This window comes from Kocuria sp. CPCC 205231, assembly GCF_040980965.1.
GTDB lineage: Bacteria > Actinomycetota > Actinomycetes > Actinomycetales > Micrococcaceae > Kocuria > Kocuria rosea.
The window spans coordinates 46,857-65,199 of the sequence record NZ_JAVKPP010000013.1 but is presented as its reverse complement, the minus strand read 5'-3'; the positions used below and the strand labels follow the sequence as shown (position 1 = coordinate 65,199).

Sequence of the window (18,343 nt, the reverse complement as noted above, 5' to 3'; positions counted from 1 at the left end):
CGGCCGCGCCCCGCGGGGCCCTGTCGCCGAGACCCCGAACGGAAAGAGTTGTTATGTTGCGTTGGCTCACGGCCGGCGAGTCGCACGGCGAGGCGCTCGTCGGGATCATCGAGGGCGTCCCGGCTGGGGTGAGCCTGACCAGCCAGGACGTCCGCGACGCCCTGGCCCGCCGCCGGCTCGGCTACGGGCGCGGCGCGCGGATGAAGTTCGAGCAGGATCAGGTGCGCCTGCTCGGCGGCGTGCGCCACGGCGTGACCCAGGGCGGGCCGGTGGCGATCGAGATCGCCAACACCGAGTGGCCCAAGTGGCGCGAGGTGATGTCCGCGGACCCCGTGGACCCGGAGGTGCTCGCGGGCCGCGCCCGCAACGCCCCCCTCACCCGCCCCCGCCCCGGCCACGCGGACCTCACCGGCATGCAGAAGTACGGCTTCGACGAGGCGCGGCCCGTGCTCGAGCGCGCCAGCGCCCGGGAGACGGCCACGCGCGTGGCCCTCGGCGCCGTCGCCGCGAAGATCCTCGAGGCCGTGGGCGTGCAGCTCGTCTCCCACACCACGGCCGTGGGCGCCGTCAGCGCCCCGGTGGACGCCGCGCGCCCGCTGCCCTCCGACGTCCCCGGCCTCGACGCCGACCCCCTGCGCTGCTTCGACCCCGCCACGGCGGAGGCCATGGTGACGGCGGTGGACGCCGCCCACAAGGACGGGGAGACCCTCGGCGGCGTCGTCGAGGTCCTCGCCTACGGGCTGCCCCCGGGGCTCGGCTCGTACGTGCACTGGGACCGGCGGCTCGACTCGCGCCTGGCCGGGGCCCTGATGGGCATCCAGGCCATCAAGGGCGTCGAGGTCGGGGACGGCTTCCTGACCGCCGCCCGGCCCGGCTCCGAGGCCCACGACGAGATCTCCCGCGGCGCCGACGGCGCGGTGCGCCGCGTGAGCAACCGCGCCGGCGGGATCGAGGGCGGCATGTCCATCGGTGACGTCCTGCGCGTGCGCGCGGCCATGAAGCCCATCGCCACCGTGCCGAAGGCGCTGCGCACCGTCGACGTCGCCACCGGCGAGGCCGCCCGCGCCCACCACCAGCGCTCGGACGTCTGCGCCGTGCCCGCCGCCGGGGTGGTCGCCGAGGCGATGGTCGCCCTCGTGCTCGCCGACGCCGTGACGGAGAAGTTCGGCGGGGACTCGATCACCGAGACCGCCCGCAACAAGGACGCCTACCTCGCCGCGATCCCGGAGTCCCTGCACTCCGCCGGCGAGCTCGGGGCCTTCGGGGACGACGCCGCCGCGGCGCGCGACGACCACATGGGCGACCCCCTCGTGGCCCCCGCCGAGACCGGGGCCCCCGCAGATGCGGCCGCGCCCGCCGAGCCAGGGGAGGCCCAGGCGTGAACGCGCAGTTCCCCGCCCCGGCCGACGCCGCCGAGACCCCGCAGCGGCCCGTGGTGCTCATCGGGCCCATGGCCGCCGGGAAGTCCTTCCTGGCCCTGCACATGTCCAAGTTCTACGGCTACGACTTCGTGGACGCCGACCAGGTCATCGTCTCCCGGTACGGGGTGATCTCGAAGATCTTCGCGGAGCACGGCGAGAAGTACTTCCGCGACCTCGAGGCGGACACCGTGGCCGAGATCCTGCGGGACCCGGACCACGCCAACGCGATCTTCTCCGTGGGCGGCGGCGCCCCCACGACCCCGTCCACCCGCGAGCTGCTGCGCCACGAGCTCGTCGCCTACCTCGAGGTGGACACCGAGACCGTGCTGCCCCGGATCAGCGGCAACCGGACCCGCCCCATGCTCCAGCCGGACCCGGAGCGGCGCTGGCAGGAGCTCTACGAGTCCCGGCGCGCCTGCTACGAGGAGCTCGCCGACATCACCCTCGACGGCCGCGGCAACCGGCCCGTCGCCGAGATCGGCGCCGACCTCGAGGCGGAGCTCACCCGCCTGCGCTCCGCGCGGAGCGCCGGCGGCACCACCGACAGCACCCAGGAGGCCCAGGCATGAGCGAGTCCGCTCCCCGCACCGTCACGACCATCCCCGTCACCGGGGAGCGCCCGGCCGAGAACTACGACGTCCTCGTCGGCCACGGGTTGCTCGGCGAGGTCCCCCGCGTGCTCGGCGACCGGGTCCAGCGCGTGCTCGTCATCCACCCGCGGGCGCTGCGCAGCACCGGCGACGTGGTCATGGAGGAGCTGCGCGGACAGGGCTACCAGGCGTTCACCGCCGAGATCCCCGACGCCGAGGAGGGCAAGCACGTCCAGGTGGCGTCCTTCTGCTGGCAGGTCCTCGGGCAGAACGACTTCACCCGCTCGGACGCGATCGTGTCCGTGGGCGGGGGAGCGGTCTCCGACCTCGCGGGGTTCGTGGCCGCCACGTGGCTGCGCGGTGTGCGCGTGGTGCACGTGCCCACCACCCTGCTCGGCATGGTCGACGCCGCCGTGGGCGGCAAGACCGGGATCAACACGGCCGAGGGCAAGAACCTCGTGGGCGCCTTCCACCCGCCCGCGGCCGTGCTGTGCGACCTCGACACGCTGCGGACGCTGCCCGAGAACGAGCTGCTCACCGGCATGGCGGAGGTCGTCAAGTGCGGCTTCATCGCCGACGAGCGGATCCTCGAGCTGATCGAGGACCACCCGGAGGCGGTGCGCGACTCGCAGTCCGAGGTGGTCCGGGAGCTCGTGGAGCGCAGCATCCGGGTCAAGGCCGAGATCGTCTCCGGCGACCTGCGCGAGGCCGGCCGCCGGGAGATGCTCAACTACGGGCACACCCTCGGCCACGCGATCGAGCACAACGAGCGCTACCAGTGGCGCCACGGCGCCGCGGTCTCGGTGGGGCTGGTCTTCGCCGCCGAGCTCGCCCGCACCGCCGGGAACCTGGCCGACGACGTCGTCGAGCGCCACCGCAGCATCCTCGCCTCCCTCGGCCTGCCGACCGCGTACCGGTGGGACCAGTGGCCGCGGCTGCTCGAGGTCATGAAGCGGGACAAGAAGACGCGCGGGAACCTGCTGCGCTTCGTCGTCCTCGACGCCGTCGGCCGGCCCCGCGTGCTCGAGGTCCCCGACCCCGCGATCCTCTTCGCGAGCTACCAGGAGATCGCCGAGGGCGCGCCCAGCTAGACTGGTCCGCGGTCCGGGACGACACCCCCCTGTCCGCGCCGACCTGCCGACTTCGCAGACAACCAGAGAGAGAACCTGTGGCTACGACCAACGACATCAAGAACGGCACCGTCCTGAAGCTGGAGGGCAACCTCTGGAACGTGATCGAGTTCCAGCACGTGAAGCCGGGCAAGGGCGGGGCGTTCGTGCGCACCAAGATGCGCAACATCACCTCTGGGAAGGTCGTCGACAAGACCTTCAACGCCGGTGCGAAGATCGAGACCGCCACGGTGGACCGCAGCGAGTACCAGTACCTGTACCAGGACGGCGCCGACTACGTCTTCATGGACAACAAGACCTACGACCAGATCACCGTCCCCGGTGAGGTGGTGGGAGACGCCGCCAACTTCATGCTCGAGAACCTCAACGTGACCATCGCGCTGCACGAGGGGGCCCCGCTCTACATCGAGCTGCCCGCGTCCGTGGTCCTCGAGATCACCTACACCGAGCCGGGCCTGCAGGGCGACCGCTCCACCGGCGGCACCAAGCCCGCCACCGTGGAGACCGGCTACCAGATCCAGGTGCCGCTGTTCCTCGAGCAGGGCACCAAGGTCAAGGTCGACACCCGCACGGGTGACTACCTGGGCCGCGTCAACGAGTGAGCGCCCGGGGCAAGGCGCGCCGGCGCGCCGTGGAGATCCTCTTCGAGGCCGAGCAGCGTTCCGAGGACGCCCGCGAGGTCATGGAGCGGCGCCGGATGCACAGCGACTCGCAGGTCTCCCCGTACGCCGAGGAGCTCGTCCTCGGCGTCACGATGCGCCGCGGTGAGCTCGACGAGTACCTCGAGACGTACTCCCAGGGCTGGACCCTCGAGCGGATGCCCGCGGTGGACCGCAACGTGCTGCGCGTGGGGGCCTGGGAGCTGCTGTTCAACGACGACGTCCCGGACGGGGTCGCCGTGGCCGAGGCCGTGAGCCTCGCCAAGGAGCTCGCGGGCGACGACTCCCCGCGCTTCGTCAACGGTCTGCTGGGCCGGCTGCAGCAGATGAAGCCGACCCTGCTCGGCTGACGGGGCCGGCGGACCCCGCCCGGGGCGCTACCATTTCCGGGACCACGACCGTGCGTCCCGGGGAGGTCCGCATGACAGCTCCCGCGCTGCGCCTGCAGGGCGTCTCGAAGCACTACGGGACCGTGCGCGCGGTCGACCGCGTCACCCTCGAGGTCAGCCCGGGGGAGGTCTACGCGCTGCTGGGCCTCAACGGCGCCGGCAAGACCACCGTCATGCGGACGGTCCTCGGCATGGTCCGGCCCTCGGCCGCGGGTGCGGCGACGCGCACCGCGAGGGGCCCGCGGCCGTGCTCGGCGACGCCGGCGCCGCGGACCGCCCGGACGCCGTGGCCGCCGCCCTCGTCCACGGCGGCGTGCCCCCCCCACCGGCCTCGCGGTGGTCCGCGAGGACCTCGAGGCCTACTTCCTGCGCCTGGTGGGCGCGCAGCACCGGCAGGAGCGCCCCGGTGACCGGTGAGCCGGCGGCCGCCCTCGGGGCGGAGGGGCTGAAGCTGCGCCGCTCCAGCGTGCCCTGGGCCACCGCCGGGGCCGTGGCCCTCACCGTCCTCGTGGCTCAGGTGCTCGCCGCGGTCGGCCACGGCGCGTGGTACCCCTGGGCCGTGCCCGCCCTCCTCGCCGGGACGGCCGGCCCGGACGCCGCCGGCGCCGGTCCGGGCGGCGTCCTGGGCGTCGCGCTCGTCGCCCTCGGCTCCGCCGCGGCCACCGCCGCCTGGTGGGAGCGGGCCGACCACAGCGCCCAGCCCGGGCGGGGTCGCCGGGGGAGGCGGGCGTCACACCGGGCCCGGGGCGTCAGGGCCGCTGTGCTAGTTTGGGGCGAGCAAGCAACCTTTAAGTCCGTCCTGTGAGGCGGGGAAGGAGGCGGCACCCATGAACGACGACACCTCCGCGGCCGGTCCCTCGACGGGACCCGCCGCCGCGCGCGTCATCCTCTCGGCAGCCGACATCGACCGCGCCCTGACGCGCATCGCCCACGAGATCCTCGAGGCCAACAGGGGCAGCTCGGACCTCGTCCTGCTCGGCATCCCGCGCCGCGGCTACCCGCTGGCCCAGCGGATCGCCGCCAAGATCGCAGCCTCCGACACCGGCTTCGACGCCGCCGCGAGCCTCGGCCAGCTCGACGTCACGATGTTCCGCGACGACCTGCGCAAGAATCCCGCCCGCGCCCCCCAGCCGACCCGCATCCCCGTGCAGGGCATCGACGGGCGCACCGTGGTCCTCGTCGACGACGTCCTGTACTCCGGGCGCACCGTGCGCGCCGCCCTCGACGCCCTCGTGGACGTCGGCCGGCCCCGCGTGGTCCGCCTCGCCGTGCTCGTCGACCGCGGCCACCGGGAGCTGCCCATCCGCGCCGACCACGTGGGCAAGAACCTGCCGACCTCCTCCCAGGAGAAGGTCCGGGTCCGGCTGGCCGAGACCGACCCCGAGCCCCGCGCGGCGGAGAACGCCGACTGCGTGGTCATCGAGACCACCGTGCCGGGAACCGGCGCATGAGGCACCTGCTGTCCACGAAGGACCTCTCCTACGACGCCGCCCTGACGTTCCTGGACACCGCGGACCAGATGGCCGCCGTGGGCCAGCGCTCCGTCAAGAAGCTCCCCGCGCTGCGGGGCCGCACCGTGGTCAACCTCTTCTTCGAGGACTCGACCCGCACCCGCATCTCCTTCGAGACGGCCGCCAAGCGCCTGTCCGCGGACGTCCTCAACTTCTCCGCGAAAGGCTCCTCGGTCTCGAAGGGGGAGTCCCTCAAGGACACCGCCCAGACCCTCGCGGCGATGAGCGCCGACGCCGTGGTGATCCGGCACTCGGCCTCCGGCTCCCCGCAGCAGCTCGCGGAGTCCGACTGGATCGACGCCGCGGTGGTCAACGCCGGCGACGGCACCCACGAGCACCCCACGCAGGCCCTGCTCGACGCCATGACCCTGCGCCAGCACCGTGCCCGCACCGAGGGCCGCGAGAGCACCCGCGGGCTCGACCTCGAGGGCATGCACGTGGTGATCGTCGGCGACGTCCTGCACTCCCGGGTGGCCCGCTCCGACCTGTGGCTGTTCACCACCCTGGGCGCCCGGGTCACGTTCGTGGCCCCGCCCACCCTGCTGCCCGTCGGCATCGCGGACTGGCCGTGCCGGGTGGTCTTCTCCCTCGACGAGGCCCTGGACCCCGCCCCGGACGCGGTGATGATGCTGCGCGTGCAGCGGGAGCGGATGCACGCCGCGTTCTTCCCGACCGCCCAGGAGTACGCCCGGGAGTGGGGGCTCACCCCCGAGCGGGTCGCCGCCCTCGACGCCGCCGGGGCCGCCACGGCGATCATGCACCCGGGACCCATGAACCGCGGGCTGGAGATCTCCTCCGCCGCGGCGGACTCCCCGCGCTCCACGGTCCTGGACCAGGTGCGCAACGGCGTCTCCGTGCGGATGTCGGTGCTCTACCTGCTGCTCTCCGGCGACGACCTCGACCCCACCTCCACCCCGCACCCCCAGGAGCGCTGACCTCTCGTGACCTCGTACCTCATCCAGGGCGCCCAGCTGCTCGGCGAGCAGACCGCCGACATCCTCGTCGAGGACGGCGTGATCCGGCGCATCGGCCCCGACCTCGCCGCGGACGCGGGCGACGCCCGGATCCTCGACGCCGCCGGGCTCGTGGCCCTGCCCGGGCTCGTGGACATCCACACGCACCTGCGCGAGCCCGGCCGGGAGGACGCCGAGACCGTCGAGACCGGCACCCGGGCGGCCGCGCTCGGCGGCTACACCGCGGTCTTCGCGATGGCCAACTCCGATCCCGTGGCGGACACCGCCGGTGTGGTGGAGCAGGTGCACGAGCTGGGCCGCTCCGCGGGCTGGGTCGAGGTCCGTCCCGTGGGCGCCGTGACCGTGGGTCTGAAGGGCGAGCGGCTGTCCGAGATCATGGCGATGGCCGAGTCCCGCGCGGGCGTGCGGATGTTCTCCGACGACGGCATGTGCGTGCACGACCCGGTGCTCATGCGCCGGGCCCTGGAGTACGTCAAGGGCTTCGACGGCGTCGTGGCCCAGCACGCCCAGGAGCCGCGGCTGACGGAGGGCGCCCAGATGAACGAGGGCGCCGTGTCCGCCGAGCTCGGGCTGACGGGCTGGCCCGCCGTCGCGGAGGAGGCCATCATCGCCCGCGACGTGCTGCTCGCCGAGCACGTCGGCTCCCGCGTGCACATCTGCCACCTCTCGACCAGGGGCTCCGTGGACATCGTCCGCTGGGCCAAGCAGCGCGGCATCGACGTCACCGCCGAGGCCACCCCGCACCACCTGCTGCTCACCGACGAGCGGGTCCGCAGCTTCGACCCGGTGTTCAAGGTCAACCCGCCGCTGCGCACGGACGAGGACGTGCACGCCCTGCGCGCGGCCGTGGCCGACGGCACCATCGACGTGATCGGCACCGACCACGCCCCGCACCCCGCCGAGGACAAGGAGTGCGAGTGGTCCTGCGCGGCCAACGGGATGACCGGGCTCGAGACCGCGCTGTCCGTGGTCCAGCTCAGCCTCGTCGACACCGGCCTGCTGACCTGGCGCGACGTCGCCCGGATCACCTCGGCGACCCCCGCCCGGATCGGGCGCCTCGCCGGCCAGGGCCGGCCGCTCGAGGAGGGCGAGCCCGCTCACCTCACCCTGTGGGACCCGGCCGCGACCACCGTGGTGGACCCCGCCCGGCACGCGTCCAAGGGCCGCAACAGCCCCTACCGCGGCATGGAGCTGCCCGGCGCGGTCCGCGCCACCTTCTTCCGCGGCCACCCCACCGTCCTCGACGGGGCCCTCAACACCCCCGCCCCGACCCCCGCCGCCTGACCGCGCCGACCCCCTTCCACCGCCCGGAGGCCCCCGTCCCATGGACCAGCTCAGCACCGTGCTCGTCACGGTCATCGTCCTCGCCGTGCTCTTCGCCCTGCTCCGCCGGGGCTGGCGCACGCGCGTGCGACGCCAGTCGGGGATCGCGGCGCCGGCCGCGCCGCCCGAGGGGATCGAGGAGCGCGAGCCCCGGCTCGTGGTCCCGGGCATGTACGTGAGCACCACGGAGACCGGCGCCCCGCTCGAGCGGATCGCGGCCCACGGACTGGGCGTGCGCGCCCGGGCGACGGCCCTGGTCCACGACGACGGCGTGCTCCTGGACCGGCAGGGCGCCCCGGGCCTGTTCGTCCCCGCCGCCGACCTCGTGGCCGTGGGCACCAGCTCCGGCATGGTCGGCAAGTTCGTGGAGCGGGACGGGCTCGCCGTGCTGACCTGGCGGCTGGGCTCCACCGTGGTGGACACCGGCTTCCGCACCCAGCGGGCCGAGGACAAGCAGCGCCTCCTCGACGCCGTGGAGGCGATCGTCCCGGCACCGCACTCCTGACCCGCCGGCGGCACCCGCCGCCCCGCCTTCCCGACCCACAGACCCGAACGTGAGGACGACCTTGAGCTCGATCACCACTGACCCCGCCGTGCTCGTGCTGGAGGACGGCCGCGTCTTCCGCGGCCGCGCCTACGGCGCCCTCGGCACCGCCCTCGGCGAGGCCGTGTTCTCCACCGGCATGACCGGCTACCAGGAGACCATCACCGACCCGTCCTACGCCGGCCAGCTCGTCGTGCAGACCGCCCCGCACATCGGCAACACCGGCGTCAACGCCGCCGACGCCGAGTCCCGGCGGATCTGGGTGTCCGGCTACGTCGTGCGCGACGCCGCCCGCCGCCCGTCCAACTGGCGCTCCGAGGGGTCCCTCGACGAGCAGCTGGTGGCCCAGGGCGTCGTCGGCATCCAGGACGTCGACACCCGGGCCATCACCCGCCACCTGCGGGACCGCGGCGCGATGCGCGGCGGGATCTTCTCCGGGGACGCCGCGCTGCGCCCCGACGCCGAGCTCGTCGCCGAGGTCGGCGCCGCCGAGCGGATGGAGGGCCGCCGGCTCGCCGAGACCGTCTCCGCCCCCGAGGCCTACGTCGTGGAGCCCGCCGAGCACGGCTGGACCGGCGAGGTCCTGCACGAGCTGGTGGCGGTGGACCTCGGCATCAAGTCGATGACCCCGCACCGCTTCGCCGAGCGCGGGGTGCGGGTGCACGTGGTGCCCGCCGACACCGGCTTCGAGCAGATCCGGGCCCTGGCCCCGCGCGGGGTGTTCTTCTCCAACGGCCCCGGCGACCCCGCCACCGCCGAGCGGCAGATCGAGACGCTGCGGGAGGTGCTGCGCGCCGGGATCCCGTTCTTCGGCATCTGCTTCGGCAACCAGCTGCTCGGCCGGGCCCTGGGCTTCGGCACCTACAAGCTGGTCTTCGGCCACCGCGGGATCAACCAGCCGGTCCTGGACCGGCGGACCGGGCGCGTGGAGATCACCGCCCACAACCACGGCTTCGCCGTGGACGCGCCCCTCGACGGCCCGGTCGAGGCGCCCCTGGGCGAGTTCGGCCGCGTCGAGGTCAGCCACGTGTGCCTCAACGACGACGTGGTGGAGGGCCTCAACTGCCTCGACCTGCCCGCGTTCTCGGTGCAGTACCACCCGGAGGCCGCCGCCGGCCCGCACGACGCCTCCTACCTCTTCGGCCGGTTCATCGAGCTGATGGACAGCCACCGGGACGGCCGCGCCGACCCGACCGTCGACAACGCCGTCCCCGGCGGCGCCCAGGGCGCCCAGAGCCCCGAGGACACCCCGAACGCACAGGAAGAAGGGCAGAACTGACATGCCGCGCAGGACAGATCTCACCAGCGTTCTGGTCATCGGCTCCGGGCCGATCGTCATCGGACAGGCCGCCGAGTTCGACTACTCGGGCACGCAGGCCCTCCGGGTGCTCAAGGAGGAGGGCCTGCGGGTCATCCTCGTGAACTCCAACCCGGCGACCATCATGACCGACCCCGAGTTCGCCGACGCGACCTACGTGGAGCCCATCACCCCCGAGGTGGTGGAGAAGATCATCGCCAAGGAGCGGCCCGACGCCCTGCTGCCCACCCTGGGCGGGCAGACGGCGCTCAACACGGCGATCGCCCTCGACGCCAACGGCGTGCTCGACAAGTACGGGGTGGAGCTGATCGGCGCCAACGTCGAGGCCATCAACCTGGGCGAGGACCGCGAGAAGTTCAAGGGCGTGGTGGAGCGCTGCGGCGCCGAGTCCGCCCGCTCCGTCATCGTGCACTCCATGCCCGAGGCCCTGGCCGCCGCCCAGGAGCTGGGCTACCCCATGGTGGTCCGCCCGTCCTTCACGATGGGCGGCCTCGGCTCGGGCCTGGCCTACGACGAGGAGGACCTGCACCGCATCGCCGGCGCCGGCATCCAGTACAGCCCCACCTCCGAGGTGCTCCTCGAGGAGTCCATCCTCGGCTGGAAGGAGTACGAGCTGGAGATGATGCGCGACAAGAACGACAACGTCGTGGTCGTGTGCTCCATCGAGAACTTCGACCCCGTGGGCGTGCACACCGGGGACTCGATCACCGTGGCCCCGGCCATGACGCTGACCGACCGCGAGTACCAGAACCTGCGGGACATCGCGATCGCCGTGATCCGCGAGGTCGGCGTGGACACCGGTGGGTGCAACATCCAGTTCGCGATCGAGCCGGACACCGGCCGCGTCGTCGTCATCGAGATGAACCCGCGCGTCTCCCGCTCCTCGGCCCTCGCCTCCAAGGCCACGGGCTTCCCGATCGCTAAGATCGCCACGAAGCTGTCGCTGGGCTACACCCTCGACGAGATCCCCAACGACATCACCCGCAAGACCCCCGCGTCCTTCGAGCCGACGCTGGACTACGTCGTCGTGAAGATCCCGCGCTTCGCGTTCGAGAAGTTCCCCGCCGCGGACCCCACGCTGACCACCACCATGAAGTCGGTCGGCGAGGCCATGGCGATCGGGCGCAACTTCACCGAGGCGCTGCAGAAGGCCATGCGCTCCCTCGAGCAGAAGGGCTCCAGCTTCTCGTTCGTGCGCCCCGAGCTCGACGACGACGCCCTGGCGCGGCTCGTCGACGCCACCCGCACGCCCACCACCGAGCGGATCCAGCAGGTCCAGCAGGCCCTGCTGGCCGGCGCGTCCGTGGAGCGGCTCTACGAGGCCACGGGCATCGACCCCTGGTTCCTCGACCAGCTGGTGCTGCTCAACGAGGTCGCGGACGTGGTGCGCCAGGACGCCGACCTCACGGTGCGCACCCTGCGCCTGGCCAAGCGGCACGGCTTCTCCGACGCCCAGATCGGCGAGCTCGCCCACCTGGCCGAGGACGTGGTCCGCGGCGTGCGCCACGCGCTGGGCATCCGCCCCGTGTTCAAGACCGTCGACACGTGCGCGGCGGAGTTCGAGGCGTTCACCCCGTACCACTACTCCTCCTACGACGAGGAGAGCGAGGTCGGCCGGCACGAGCGCGCCTCCATCATGATCCTCGGCTCCGGGCCGAACCGGATCGGGCAGGGCATCGAGTTCGACTACTCGTGCGTGCACGCCTCCATGGTGCTGCGCGAGGCCGGGCACGAGACCGTGATGGTCAACTGCAACCCGGAGACCGTCTCCACCGACTACGACGTCTCCACGCGGCTGTACTTCGAACCGCTGACCTTCGAGGACGTCATGGAGGTCGTCGAGACGGAGCGGCGCACCGGCGGGCTGCTCGGGGTGTTCGTGCAGCTCGGCGGGCAGACCCCGCTCAAGCTCGCCGCCCAGCTCAAGGCCGCGGGCGTGCCGATCCTCGGCACCACCCCGGAGGCCATCGACCTCGCCGAGGACCGCGGGGAGTTCGCCCGGGTCCTCGCCGAGGCCGGGCTGCGCCAGCCGAAGAACGGCACGGCGTCCACCTTCGAGGCCGCCAAGCGGATCGCGGACGACATCGGCTACCCGGTGCTCGTGCGTCCCTCGTACGTGCTCGGCGGCCGCGGCATGGAGATCGTCTACGACGAGCCGGCCCTGGCCCGCTACCTGCAGAACGCCACCGAGGTCTCCGCCTCGCGGCCCGCGCTGATCGACAAGTTCCTCGAGGACGCCATCGAGATCGACGTGGACGCCCTCTACGACGGGACGGACCTGTACGTGGGCGGCGTCATGGAGCACCTCGAGGAGGCCGGCATCCACTCCGGGGACTCCGCGTGCACCCTGCCGTCCATCACCCTCGGCCCGGACGTGGTCGAGCGCGTGCGCGAGGCCACCCTGGCCATCGCCCGCGGCGTGGGCGTGTGCGGGCTCATCAACATCCAGTTCGCCGTGGCCTCCGACATCCTCTACGTCATCGAGGCCAACCCGCGGGCCTCCCGCACCGTGCCGTTCGTCTCCAAGGCCACGGGCGTGCAGCTGGCCAAGGCCGCCGCCCTCATCGGCACCGGCACCACCATCGCCCAGCTGCGGGCCCAGGGCCACCTGCCGCAGCGGATCGACGGGTCCACGCTGCCCGCCTCGGCCCCCGTGGCCGTGAAGGAGGCCGTCCTGCCCTTCGCGCGCTTCCGCACCGCCGAGGGGGCGGTGGTCGACTCCCTGCTCGGCCCGGAGATGCGCTCCACCGGCGAGGTCATGGGCCTGGACAAGTACTTCGACACCGCCTTCGCCAAGGCGCAGGCGGCGGCGAACGTCTCCCTGCCCACGTCCGGGCGGATGTTCGTGTCCGTGGCCAACAAGGACAAGCGCTCCTCGATCGCCTACGTGCGGATGTTCCGCGACCTCGGCTTCGAGATCCTCGCCACCGGCGGCACCGCGGACGTGCTGCGCCGCAACGGCATCGAGTCCACCGTGGTCCGCAAGATCCGCGAGACGGCCCCCGGGGAGCAGACCATCGTGGACCTCATCGCCGACGGGGAGATCGACCTGATCTTCAACACCCCGGCCGGCGGTGCCGCCCGCGGCGACGGCTACGAGATCCGCGCCGCGGCCACCAGCGTGGGCGTGCCCCTGATGACCACGGTCTCCGTGCTGGGCGCCGCCCTGCAGGCCGTCACCGCGCTGCGCTCCTACTCGTGGGACGTGACGAGCCTGCAGGAGCACGAGCAGCGCCTGGAGGTCCTCCTGCGCGCTGGCGAGCCCGAGGCCGTGCGTGCCTGAGGACACCGCCCCGGCGCCCGGCCCCGTGACCCCGGCGCCCGGCCGGGCGCCCTTCGGCGCGCGGCTGGGCGCCGCGATGGACGAGCACGGGCCCCTGTGCGTGGGCATCGACCCGCACCCCGGCCTGCTGGACGCGTGGGGCCTGCCCCGCTCCGCCGAGGGCCTGCGCCGGTTCGCGCTCACGGTCCTGGAGGCCGCCGCCGGGCACGCCGCCGCGATCAAGCCCCAGGTGGCGCTGTTCGAGCCCTACGGCGCCGCCGGCTTCGCCGTGCTCGAGGAGCTGCTCGCGCAGGCGCGCTCGGCGGAGCTGCTGACGGTCGCCGACGCCAAGCGCGGGGACATCGGCTCCACGATGGGGGCCTACGCGGACGCGTGGCTGGGGGAGGGGTCCCCGCTCGCGGCGGACGCCGTGACCTTGAGCCCCTACCTCGGCTTCGAGTCGCTGCGCCCGGCCCTCGACCTGGCGGCCCGCACCGGCCGCGGCACGTTCGTGCTGGCGCTGACCTCCAACCCCGAGGGTCGCTCCGTCCAGCACGTCGGGGGCCGGGAGTCCGTCGCCGGCTCCGTGTGCGCCGCGGCCGCCGCCGAGAACGACCGGCTCCGCGGTTCCGGGGGAGAGCCGGCCGCCCGGGCCGGTCTCGGCTCCTGCGGGCTCGTGGTGGGCGCCACGGTCGGCAGCGCGCTGACCGAGCTCGGCATCGACCTGACGGCGGTGCGCGGGCCGCTGCTCGCCCCCGGCTACGGCGCGCAGGGCGCCCGCGCCGAGGAGCTCCCGGCCGTGTTCGGCGCCGCGGCCGGGCAGGTGCTCGCGGCCTCGAGCCGGGCCATCCTGCGCCGGGGACCGGAGGTGCCGGCGCTGCGGGAGGCGGTCCTGCGCTCGGCAGGGGAGCTGGCGGCAGCCCTGGACTGAGCCCCCGCGGTGGTCCCGCGCCTCCTCCCGCCGGCTCCCCGGCGACGACACCCCTGGTCACACCACGGTCGTGTCGCCTTGCGAAGCATCGTTCTTCATGTAGTTTCTTTAGCAAACGGGCTGTCCGTCCTCTCGTGGGACGGGGGCTGCAGTCCGTGGCGACGAGGAGGAACCACATGGCACTGCGTCCGTTGACCGACGAGGAGCGAGCCGCCGCGAGGGAGAAGGCGACCCGGGCACGGACGGCGCGCGCCGACGTGAAGAAGGGGCTGCGCGAGCGCCGCATGACGGTCGCCGAGATCCTCGACCGCGCGGACCGGGACGAGGCCGTGAGCCGGCTGAAGGTCTCGGACCTGCTCGAGGCCACCCCCGGCATCGGCAAGGTCCGCTCCGCGGCCATCATGGACGAGATCGGCATCGCCCGCACTCGGCGGCTGCGCGGGCTCGGCGTGCACCAGCGCAGGGCGCTCATCGAGCACCTGGACCGCTGAGCCGGGCGGGGCGCGGAGGCCCCGGGCGCGATCCGCTAGATTGGGGGAAACACCCCAGTCCCAGGAGGATGCCCGTGAGCCTCGACGCGCCCCGCGCCGCGCGCCCGTCCCTGACCGTGCTCGCCGGACCCACGGCCGTGGGCAAGGGCACGGTCTCGACCTACGTCCGGGACCACTACCCGCAGGTGTGGCTGTCCGTGTCCGCGACCACCCGGGACCCCCGCCCCGGGGAGGTCGACGGCACCCACTACTTCTTCGTCTCCGACGAGGAGTTCGACGCCATGGCCCGCGACGGGCAGCTGCTGGAGTGGGCCGTGGTGCACAACTCGCACCGCTACGGCACGCTGCGCTCCACCGTGGAGCGGGCCCTCGAGCGCGGGCTCAGCGTCCTGCTCGAGATCGACCTGCAGGGCGCCCGCCAGATCCGCAACACCATGCCGGAGGCCAACTTCGTGTTCCTCGCCCCGCCCAGCTGGGACGAGATGGTCGCCCGGCTCGTCGGCCGGGGCACCGAGACGGCGGCCGAACAGCGGGTCCGGCTGGAAACCGCTAAACTGGAGCTCGCGGCAGAGCCGGAGTTCGACCACACCGTGATCAACGACCGGGTCGAGCGCGCCGCCGCCGAACTCGTGCAGCTCATGGGGGTCGACCCCGAGCCGGCATCCTGAGACCCGTCCACCCCGTCTGGAGCAATCGCTTGTCTACCCACACCGAAGGCATCATCAACCCGCCGATCGACGCCCTGCTGAAGAAGTCCGACTCCAAGTACGGACTCGTGATCTTCGGCGCCCGGCGGGCCCGGCAGATCAATGCCTACTACTCGCAGCTGCACGAGGGCCTCTTCGAGTACGTCGGTCCCCTCGTGGACACCCAGCTCAACGAGAAGCCGCTGTCGATCGCCTTCCGCGAGATCGACGAGGGCCTCATCGAGGGTCGCCCGGTCGAGCACGCCGGGTTCGCCGAGAACGGCCAGCTCACCACGGAGGCCGACCTCGCCGCCGACGTCTTCGGCGCCGACTTCTTCGCCCAGGGCACCGAGGAGAGCGCCGTGGACTTCTCCGCGGACGCCGCCTTCTCCGGCGGCACCTCGGTGGACTTCTCCTCGGGCGACGACAGCCCCGCCGAGCCGCTGGGCGACCTGCCCGGCAGCGGCGCGGCCATCGCCGCCGACAACGCCTCCGACGGCGCCGGCGACGCGGCGGACGCCGCTCCGGAGGAGCCGGGGCGCGAGCCCGGGGACCTCCAGGACCTGTGAGCCGGCCGGCACCCCGACGACGGGGCGCGGCGGCGTGAGGATCGTCCTCGGCATCGGCGGGGGCATCGCCGCGTACAAGGCGGCGCTGCTCCTGCGCCTGTTCACCGAGAGCGGCCACACGGTGGTGCCCGTCCCCACCGAGGCCGCGCTGCGCTTCGTCGGCGCCCCCACCTGGGAGGCGCTCTCGGGCCAGCGGGTCAGCACGGACGTCTTCGACCGCGTGGACGAGGTCAACCACGTCCACCAGGGCCAGGCCGCCGACCTCGTCGTCGTCGCCCCGGCGACCGCCGACCTGCTGGCGCGCGCCGCCCACGGGCACGCCGACGACCTGCTGACCACCACGCTGCTCGCCACGCGCGCCCCGGTGCTGTTCGCCCCGGCGATGCACACCGAGATGTGGCTCAACCCGGCCGTGCAGGCCAACGTCGCGCAGCTGCGCGCCCACGGGCACACCGTCCTGGAGCCCGCCGACGGCCGGCTCACCGGCCCCGACTCGGGCCCCGGCCGGCTGCCCGAGCCCGAGGTCGTCCGCGACGCCGCGCTTCGCCTGGCCGGGGACGGCGGCGCCCCCGACGGCCCGCTGGCCGGCACGCGGGTGCTCGTGAGCGCGGGCGGCACCCGCGAGCCGCTGGACCCCGTCCGTTTCCTGGGCAACCGCTCCTCCGGCAAGCAGGGCGTGGCGATCGCCGCCGCCGCCCGGGACGCCGGTGCCGCGGTCACCCTCGTGGCCGCCCACCTCGAGACGCCGGTGCCCGCCGGCGTCGAGGTCGTGCACGCCGGCACCGCCGAGCAGCTGCGCCGCGCCTGCGTGCGCGCCGCGGCGCGGGCCGACGTCGTGGTGATGGCCGCCGCGGTGGCCGACTACCGCCCGGCCCGGATCGCCGACGCCAAGCTGAAGAAGGCCGAGGACGGGTCCAACCCCGTGCTCGAGCTGGTGCGCAACCCCGACATCCTCAAGGAGCTCGTGGACCTGCGCAACACCGCCCGGCGCCGCCAGCTCCTCGTCGGCTTCGCCGCCGAGACCGGGGACGCCGAGACCGACCCCCTGACGTTCGGGCGCCGGAAGCTCGTGCGCAAGGGCTGCGACCTGCTGGCCGTCAACCACGTGGGCGAGAACCTCGTCTTCGGCCAGGACACCACCACCCTGACCGTGCTCAGCGCGGCCGGGGCCCCCGAGCAGGTGCTCGAGGGCTCCAAGACGGACGTGGCCCGCGGGCTCGTGGCGCGGATCGCCCAGGAACTGGCCGGCGTCCGCGCCGGAGCCTGACCCGCCCGGGCCGGCGGCGCCGACCGGTGCGGCGCTGCGCCGTCCGGGGCGCCCGGTAGTGTGGTCTCCCGTGAGCGAGACGACCCAGCACCTGAGACTGTTCACCTCCGAGTCCGTCACGGAGGGACACCCCGACAAGATCTGCGACCAGATCAGCGACTCCATCCTGGACGACCTCCTGCGCCAGGACCCCGAGTCCTCCGTGGCGGTCGAGACCATGGTGACCACCGGGCTGGTGCACGTCGCCGGCGAGGTGAAGACCCGCGGCTACGTGGAGATCCCCAACGTGGTGCGCAAGACGCTGCTCGACATCGGCTACAACTCCTCGGTGCACGGCTTCGACGGCGAGTTCTGCGGGGTGTCCATCAGCGTCGGGGAGCAGTCCCCGGAGATCTACGAGGGCGTGTTCCAGTCCCTCGAGGTCCGCGAGGGCACCGCCCGCGACGCCCGCGACGCCCAGGGTGCCGGGGACCAGGGCATCATGTTCGGCTACGCCTCCGACGAGACCGAGGTGCTGATGCCGGCGCCGATCCACATCGCCCACCGCCTCTCCGAGCAGCTCACCCGCGTGCGCAAGACCGCCGTGCTGCCGGGTCTGCGCCCCGACGGCAAGACCCAGGTCACCCTCGGCTACGACGGCGACCGCCCCGTGGCCGTGGACACCGTGGTGGTCTCCGCCCAGCACGTCGAGGGCTACGACCTCGACCAGCTCGCCTCCGACCTGCGCCGCAGCGTGATCAGCCCCGTGCTCGAGGAGTCCGGGCTGGACCTCTCCGGCACCCAGGTGATCATCAACCCGGCCGGCAACTTCGTGCGCGGCGGGCCCGTGGGGGACGCCGGTCTGACCGGCCGCAAGATCATCGTGGACACCTACGGCGGCATGGCCCGCCACGGCGGGGGCGCCTTCTCCGGCAAGGACCCCTCGAAGGTGGACCGCTCCGCCGCCTACGCGATGCGCTGGGTGGCCAAGAACGTCGTGGCGGCCGGCCTCGCCGACCGCGTGGAGGTCCAGGTCGCGTACGCGATCGGGCGCGCCGCCCCCGTCGGGCTCTACGTCGAGACCTTCGGCACCGAGAAGGTCGCCCCCACCCGGATCGAGCACGCCATCCGTGAGGTCTTCGACCTGCGGCCGCTGGCCATCATCGAGGACCTCGATCTCAAGCGCCCCATCTACGCGCGCACCGCCGCGCACGGGCACTTCGGCCGCTCCGAGCCCGAGTTCACCTGGGAGCGCACCGACCGCGTCGCGGACCTGCGGTCGGCCGCCGGGGTCTGACC

General features: G+C 73.5%; 17 protein-coding genes and 2 pseudogenes. All 19 read left to right on the top strand.

Going from position 1 to position 18,343, the window contains the following annotated elements; all coding sequences use genetic code 11:
* Positions 1 to 53 precede the first annotated feature (53 nt).
* Positions 54 to 1,250, top strand: a pseudogene (gene aroC / locus RF640_RS13860) (chorismate synthase); the annotation flags it as partial.
* Positions 1,251 to 1,378: 128 nt separating this feature from the next.
* Positions 1,379 to 1,990, top strand: coding sequence for a shikimate kinase (locus RF640_RS13855; protein ID WP_368828173.1), 612 nt, complete (start codon positions 1,379 to 1,381; stop codon positions 1,988 to 1,990).
* A complete protein-coding gene (aroB, locus tag RF640_RS13850) occupies positions 1,987 to 3,102 on the top strand; it encodes a 3-dehydroquinate synthase (RefSeq protein WP_109222648.1) in 1,116 nt (371 codons plus the stop codon). The genes RF640_RS13855 and aroB overlap by 4 nt, the downstream gene beginning before the upstream one ends.
* A 77-nt stretch (positions 3,103 to 3,179) precedes the next feature.
* A complete protein-coding gene (gene efp / locus RF640_RS13845; protein WP_017832295.1) occupies positions 3,180 to 3,743 on the top strand; it encodes an elongation factor P in 564 nt (187 codons plus the stop codon).
* Positions 3,740 to 4,150 carry a transcription antitermination factor NusB gene (gene nusB, locus RF640_RS13840; protein ID WP_031282389.1) on the top strand — a complete coding sequence of 137 codons (411 nt, stop codon included), beginning with the start codon at positions 3,740 to 3,742 and terminating at the stop codon, positions 4,148 to 4,150. Before efp ends, nusB begins: the two co-directional genes overlap by 4 nt.
* Positions 4,151 to 4,221: 71 nt before the next feature.
* Positions 4,222 to 4,383, top strand: a pseudogene (locus tag RF640_RS13835) (ATP-binding cassette domain-containing protein); the annotation flags it as partial.
* A gap of 53 nt (positions 4,384 to 4,436) precedes the next feature.
* The gene (locus RF640_RS13830) at positions 4,437 to 4,994 is read left to right on the top strand and encodes a hypothetical protein (protein ID WP_368828191.1); all 558 of its coding nucleotides are present in this window, start codon (positions 4,437 to 4,439) and stop codon (positions 4,992 to 4,994) included.
* Between the two features lie 22 nt (positions 4,995 to 5,016).
* On the top strand, positions 5,017 to 5,640 hold the full coding sequence (gene pyrR, locus RF640_RS13825; protein WP_017832300.1) for a bifunctional pyr operon transcriptional regulator/uracil phosphoribosyltransferase PyrR: 624 nt from the start codon (positions 5,017 to 5,019) through the stop codon (positions 5,638 to 5,640).
* Positions 5,637 to 6,635, top strand: coding sequence for an aspartate carbamoyltransferase catalytic subunit (locus RF640_RS13820; RefSeq protein ID WP_017832301.1), 999 nt, complete (start codon positions 5,637 to 5,639; stop codon positions 6,633 to 6,635). Before pyrR ends, RF640_RS13820 begins: the two co-directional genes overlap by 4 nt.
* Positions 6,636 to 6,641: 6 nt before the next feature.
* Complete coding sequence (locus tag RF640_RS13815) at positions 6,642 to 7,958, top strand: dihydroorotase (protein WP_017832302.1); 1,317 nt, start codon at positions 6,642 to 6,644, stop codon at positions 7,956 to 7,958.
* Between the two features lie 40 nt (positions 7,959 to 7,998).
* The gene (locus RF640_RS13810) at positions 7,999 to 8,502 is read left to right on the top strand and encodes a hypothetical protein (RefSeq protein WP_017832303.1); all 504 of its coding nucleotides are present in this window, start codon (positions 7,999 to 8,001) and stop codon (positions 8,500 to 8,502) included.
* A gap of 61 nt (positions 8,503 to 8,563) precedes the next feature.
* A complete protein-coding gene (gene carA / locus RF640_RS13805; RefSeq protein WP_017832304.1) occupies positions 8,564 to 9,820 on the top strand; it encodes a glutamine-hydrolyzing carbamoyl-phosphate synthase small subunit in 1,257 nt (418 codons plus the stop codon).
* Position 9,821: 1 nt separating this feature from the next.
* Complete coding sequence (carB, locus tag RF640_RS13800) at positions 9,822 to 13,142, top strand: carbamoyl-phosphate synthase large subunit (protein ID WP_368828171.1); 3,321 nt, start codon at positions 9,822 to 9,824, stop codon at positions 13,140 to 13,142.
* Positions 13,135 to 14,052 (top strand): orotidine-5'-phosphate decarboxylase, encoded by a 918-nt coding sequence (gene pyrF / locus RF640_RS13795; RefSeq protein ID WP_368828170.1) that lies wholly within the window; start codon positions 13,135 to 13,137, stop codon positions 14,050 to 14,052. Before carB ends, pyrF begins: the two co-directional genes overlap by 8 nt.
* A 176-nt stretch (positions 14,053 to 14,228) precedes the next feature.
* Entirely contained in the window at positions 14,229 to 14,543 is a 315-nt protein-coding gene (gene mihF / locus RF640_RS13790; RefSeq protein WP_017832307.1) for an integration host factor, actinobacterial type, read from the top strand.
* 68 nt (positions 14,544 to 14,611) lie between these two features.
* Positions 14,612 to 15,211, top strand: a complete 600-nt coding sequence (gmk, locus tag RF640_RS13785; RefSeq protein ID WP_031282390.1) for a guanylate kinase — start codon at positions 14,612 to 14,614, stop codon at positions 15,209 to 15,211.
* A gap of 29 nt (positions 15,212 to 15,240) precedes the next feature.
* A complete protein-coding gene (rpoZ, locus tag RF640_RS13780) occupies positions 15,241 to 15,798 on the top strand; it encodes a DNA-directed RNA polymerase subunit omega (protein WP_017832309.1) in 558 nt (185 codons plus the stop codon).
* Positions 15,799 to 15,832: 34 nt separating this feature from the next.
* Entirely contained in the window at positions 15,833 to 17,065 is a 1,233-nt protein-coding gene (coaBC, locus tag RF640_RS13775; RefSeq protein WP_017832310.1) for a bifunctional phosphopantothenoylcysteine decarboxylase/phosphopantothenate--cysteine ligase CoaBC, read from the top strand.
* 70 nt (positions 17,066 to 17,135) lie between these two features.
* On the top strand, positions 17,136 to 18,341 hold the full coding sequence (metK, locus tag RF640_RS13770) for a methionine adenosyltransferase (RefSeq protein ID WP_368828169.1): 1,206 nt from the start codon (positions 17,136 to 17,138) through the stop codon (positions 18,339 to 18,341).
* The last annotated feature ends 2 nt before the right edge of the window (positions 18,342 to 18,343 follow it).

Excerpts from the sequence above, each read along its gene's own strand:
- carB (WP_368828171.1), top strand. The coding sequence starts at position 9,822 with ATGCCGCGCAGGACAGATCTCACCAGCGTTCTGGTCATCGGCTCCGGG.
- gmk (WP_031282390.1), top strand. The coding sequence starts at position 14,612 with ATGCCCGTGAGCCTCGACGCGCCCCGCGCCGCGCGCCCGTCCCTGACC.
- mihF (WP_017832307.1), top strand. The coding sequence starts at position 14,229 with ATGGCACTGCGTCCGTTGACCGACGAGGAGCGAGCCGCCGCGAGGGAG.
- aroB (WP_109222648.1), top strand. The coding sequence starts at position 1,987 with ATGAGCGAGTCCGCTCCCCGCACCGTCACGACCATCCCCGTCACCGGG.
- RF640_RS13820 (WP_017832301.1), top strand. The coding sequence starts at position 5,637 with ATGAGGCACCTGCTGTCCACGAAGGACCTCTCCTACGACGCCGCCCTG.
- pyrR (WP_017832300.1), top strand. The coding sequence starts at position 5,017 with ATGAACGACGACACCTCCGCGGCCGGTCCCTCGACGGGACCCGCCGCC.
- RF640_RS13810 (WP_017832303.1), top strand. The coding sequence starts at position 7,999 with ATGGACCAGCTCAGCACCGTGCTCGTCACGGTCATCGTCCTCGCCGTG.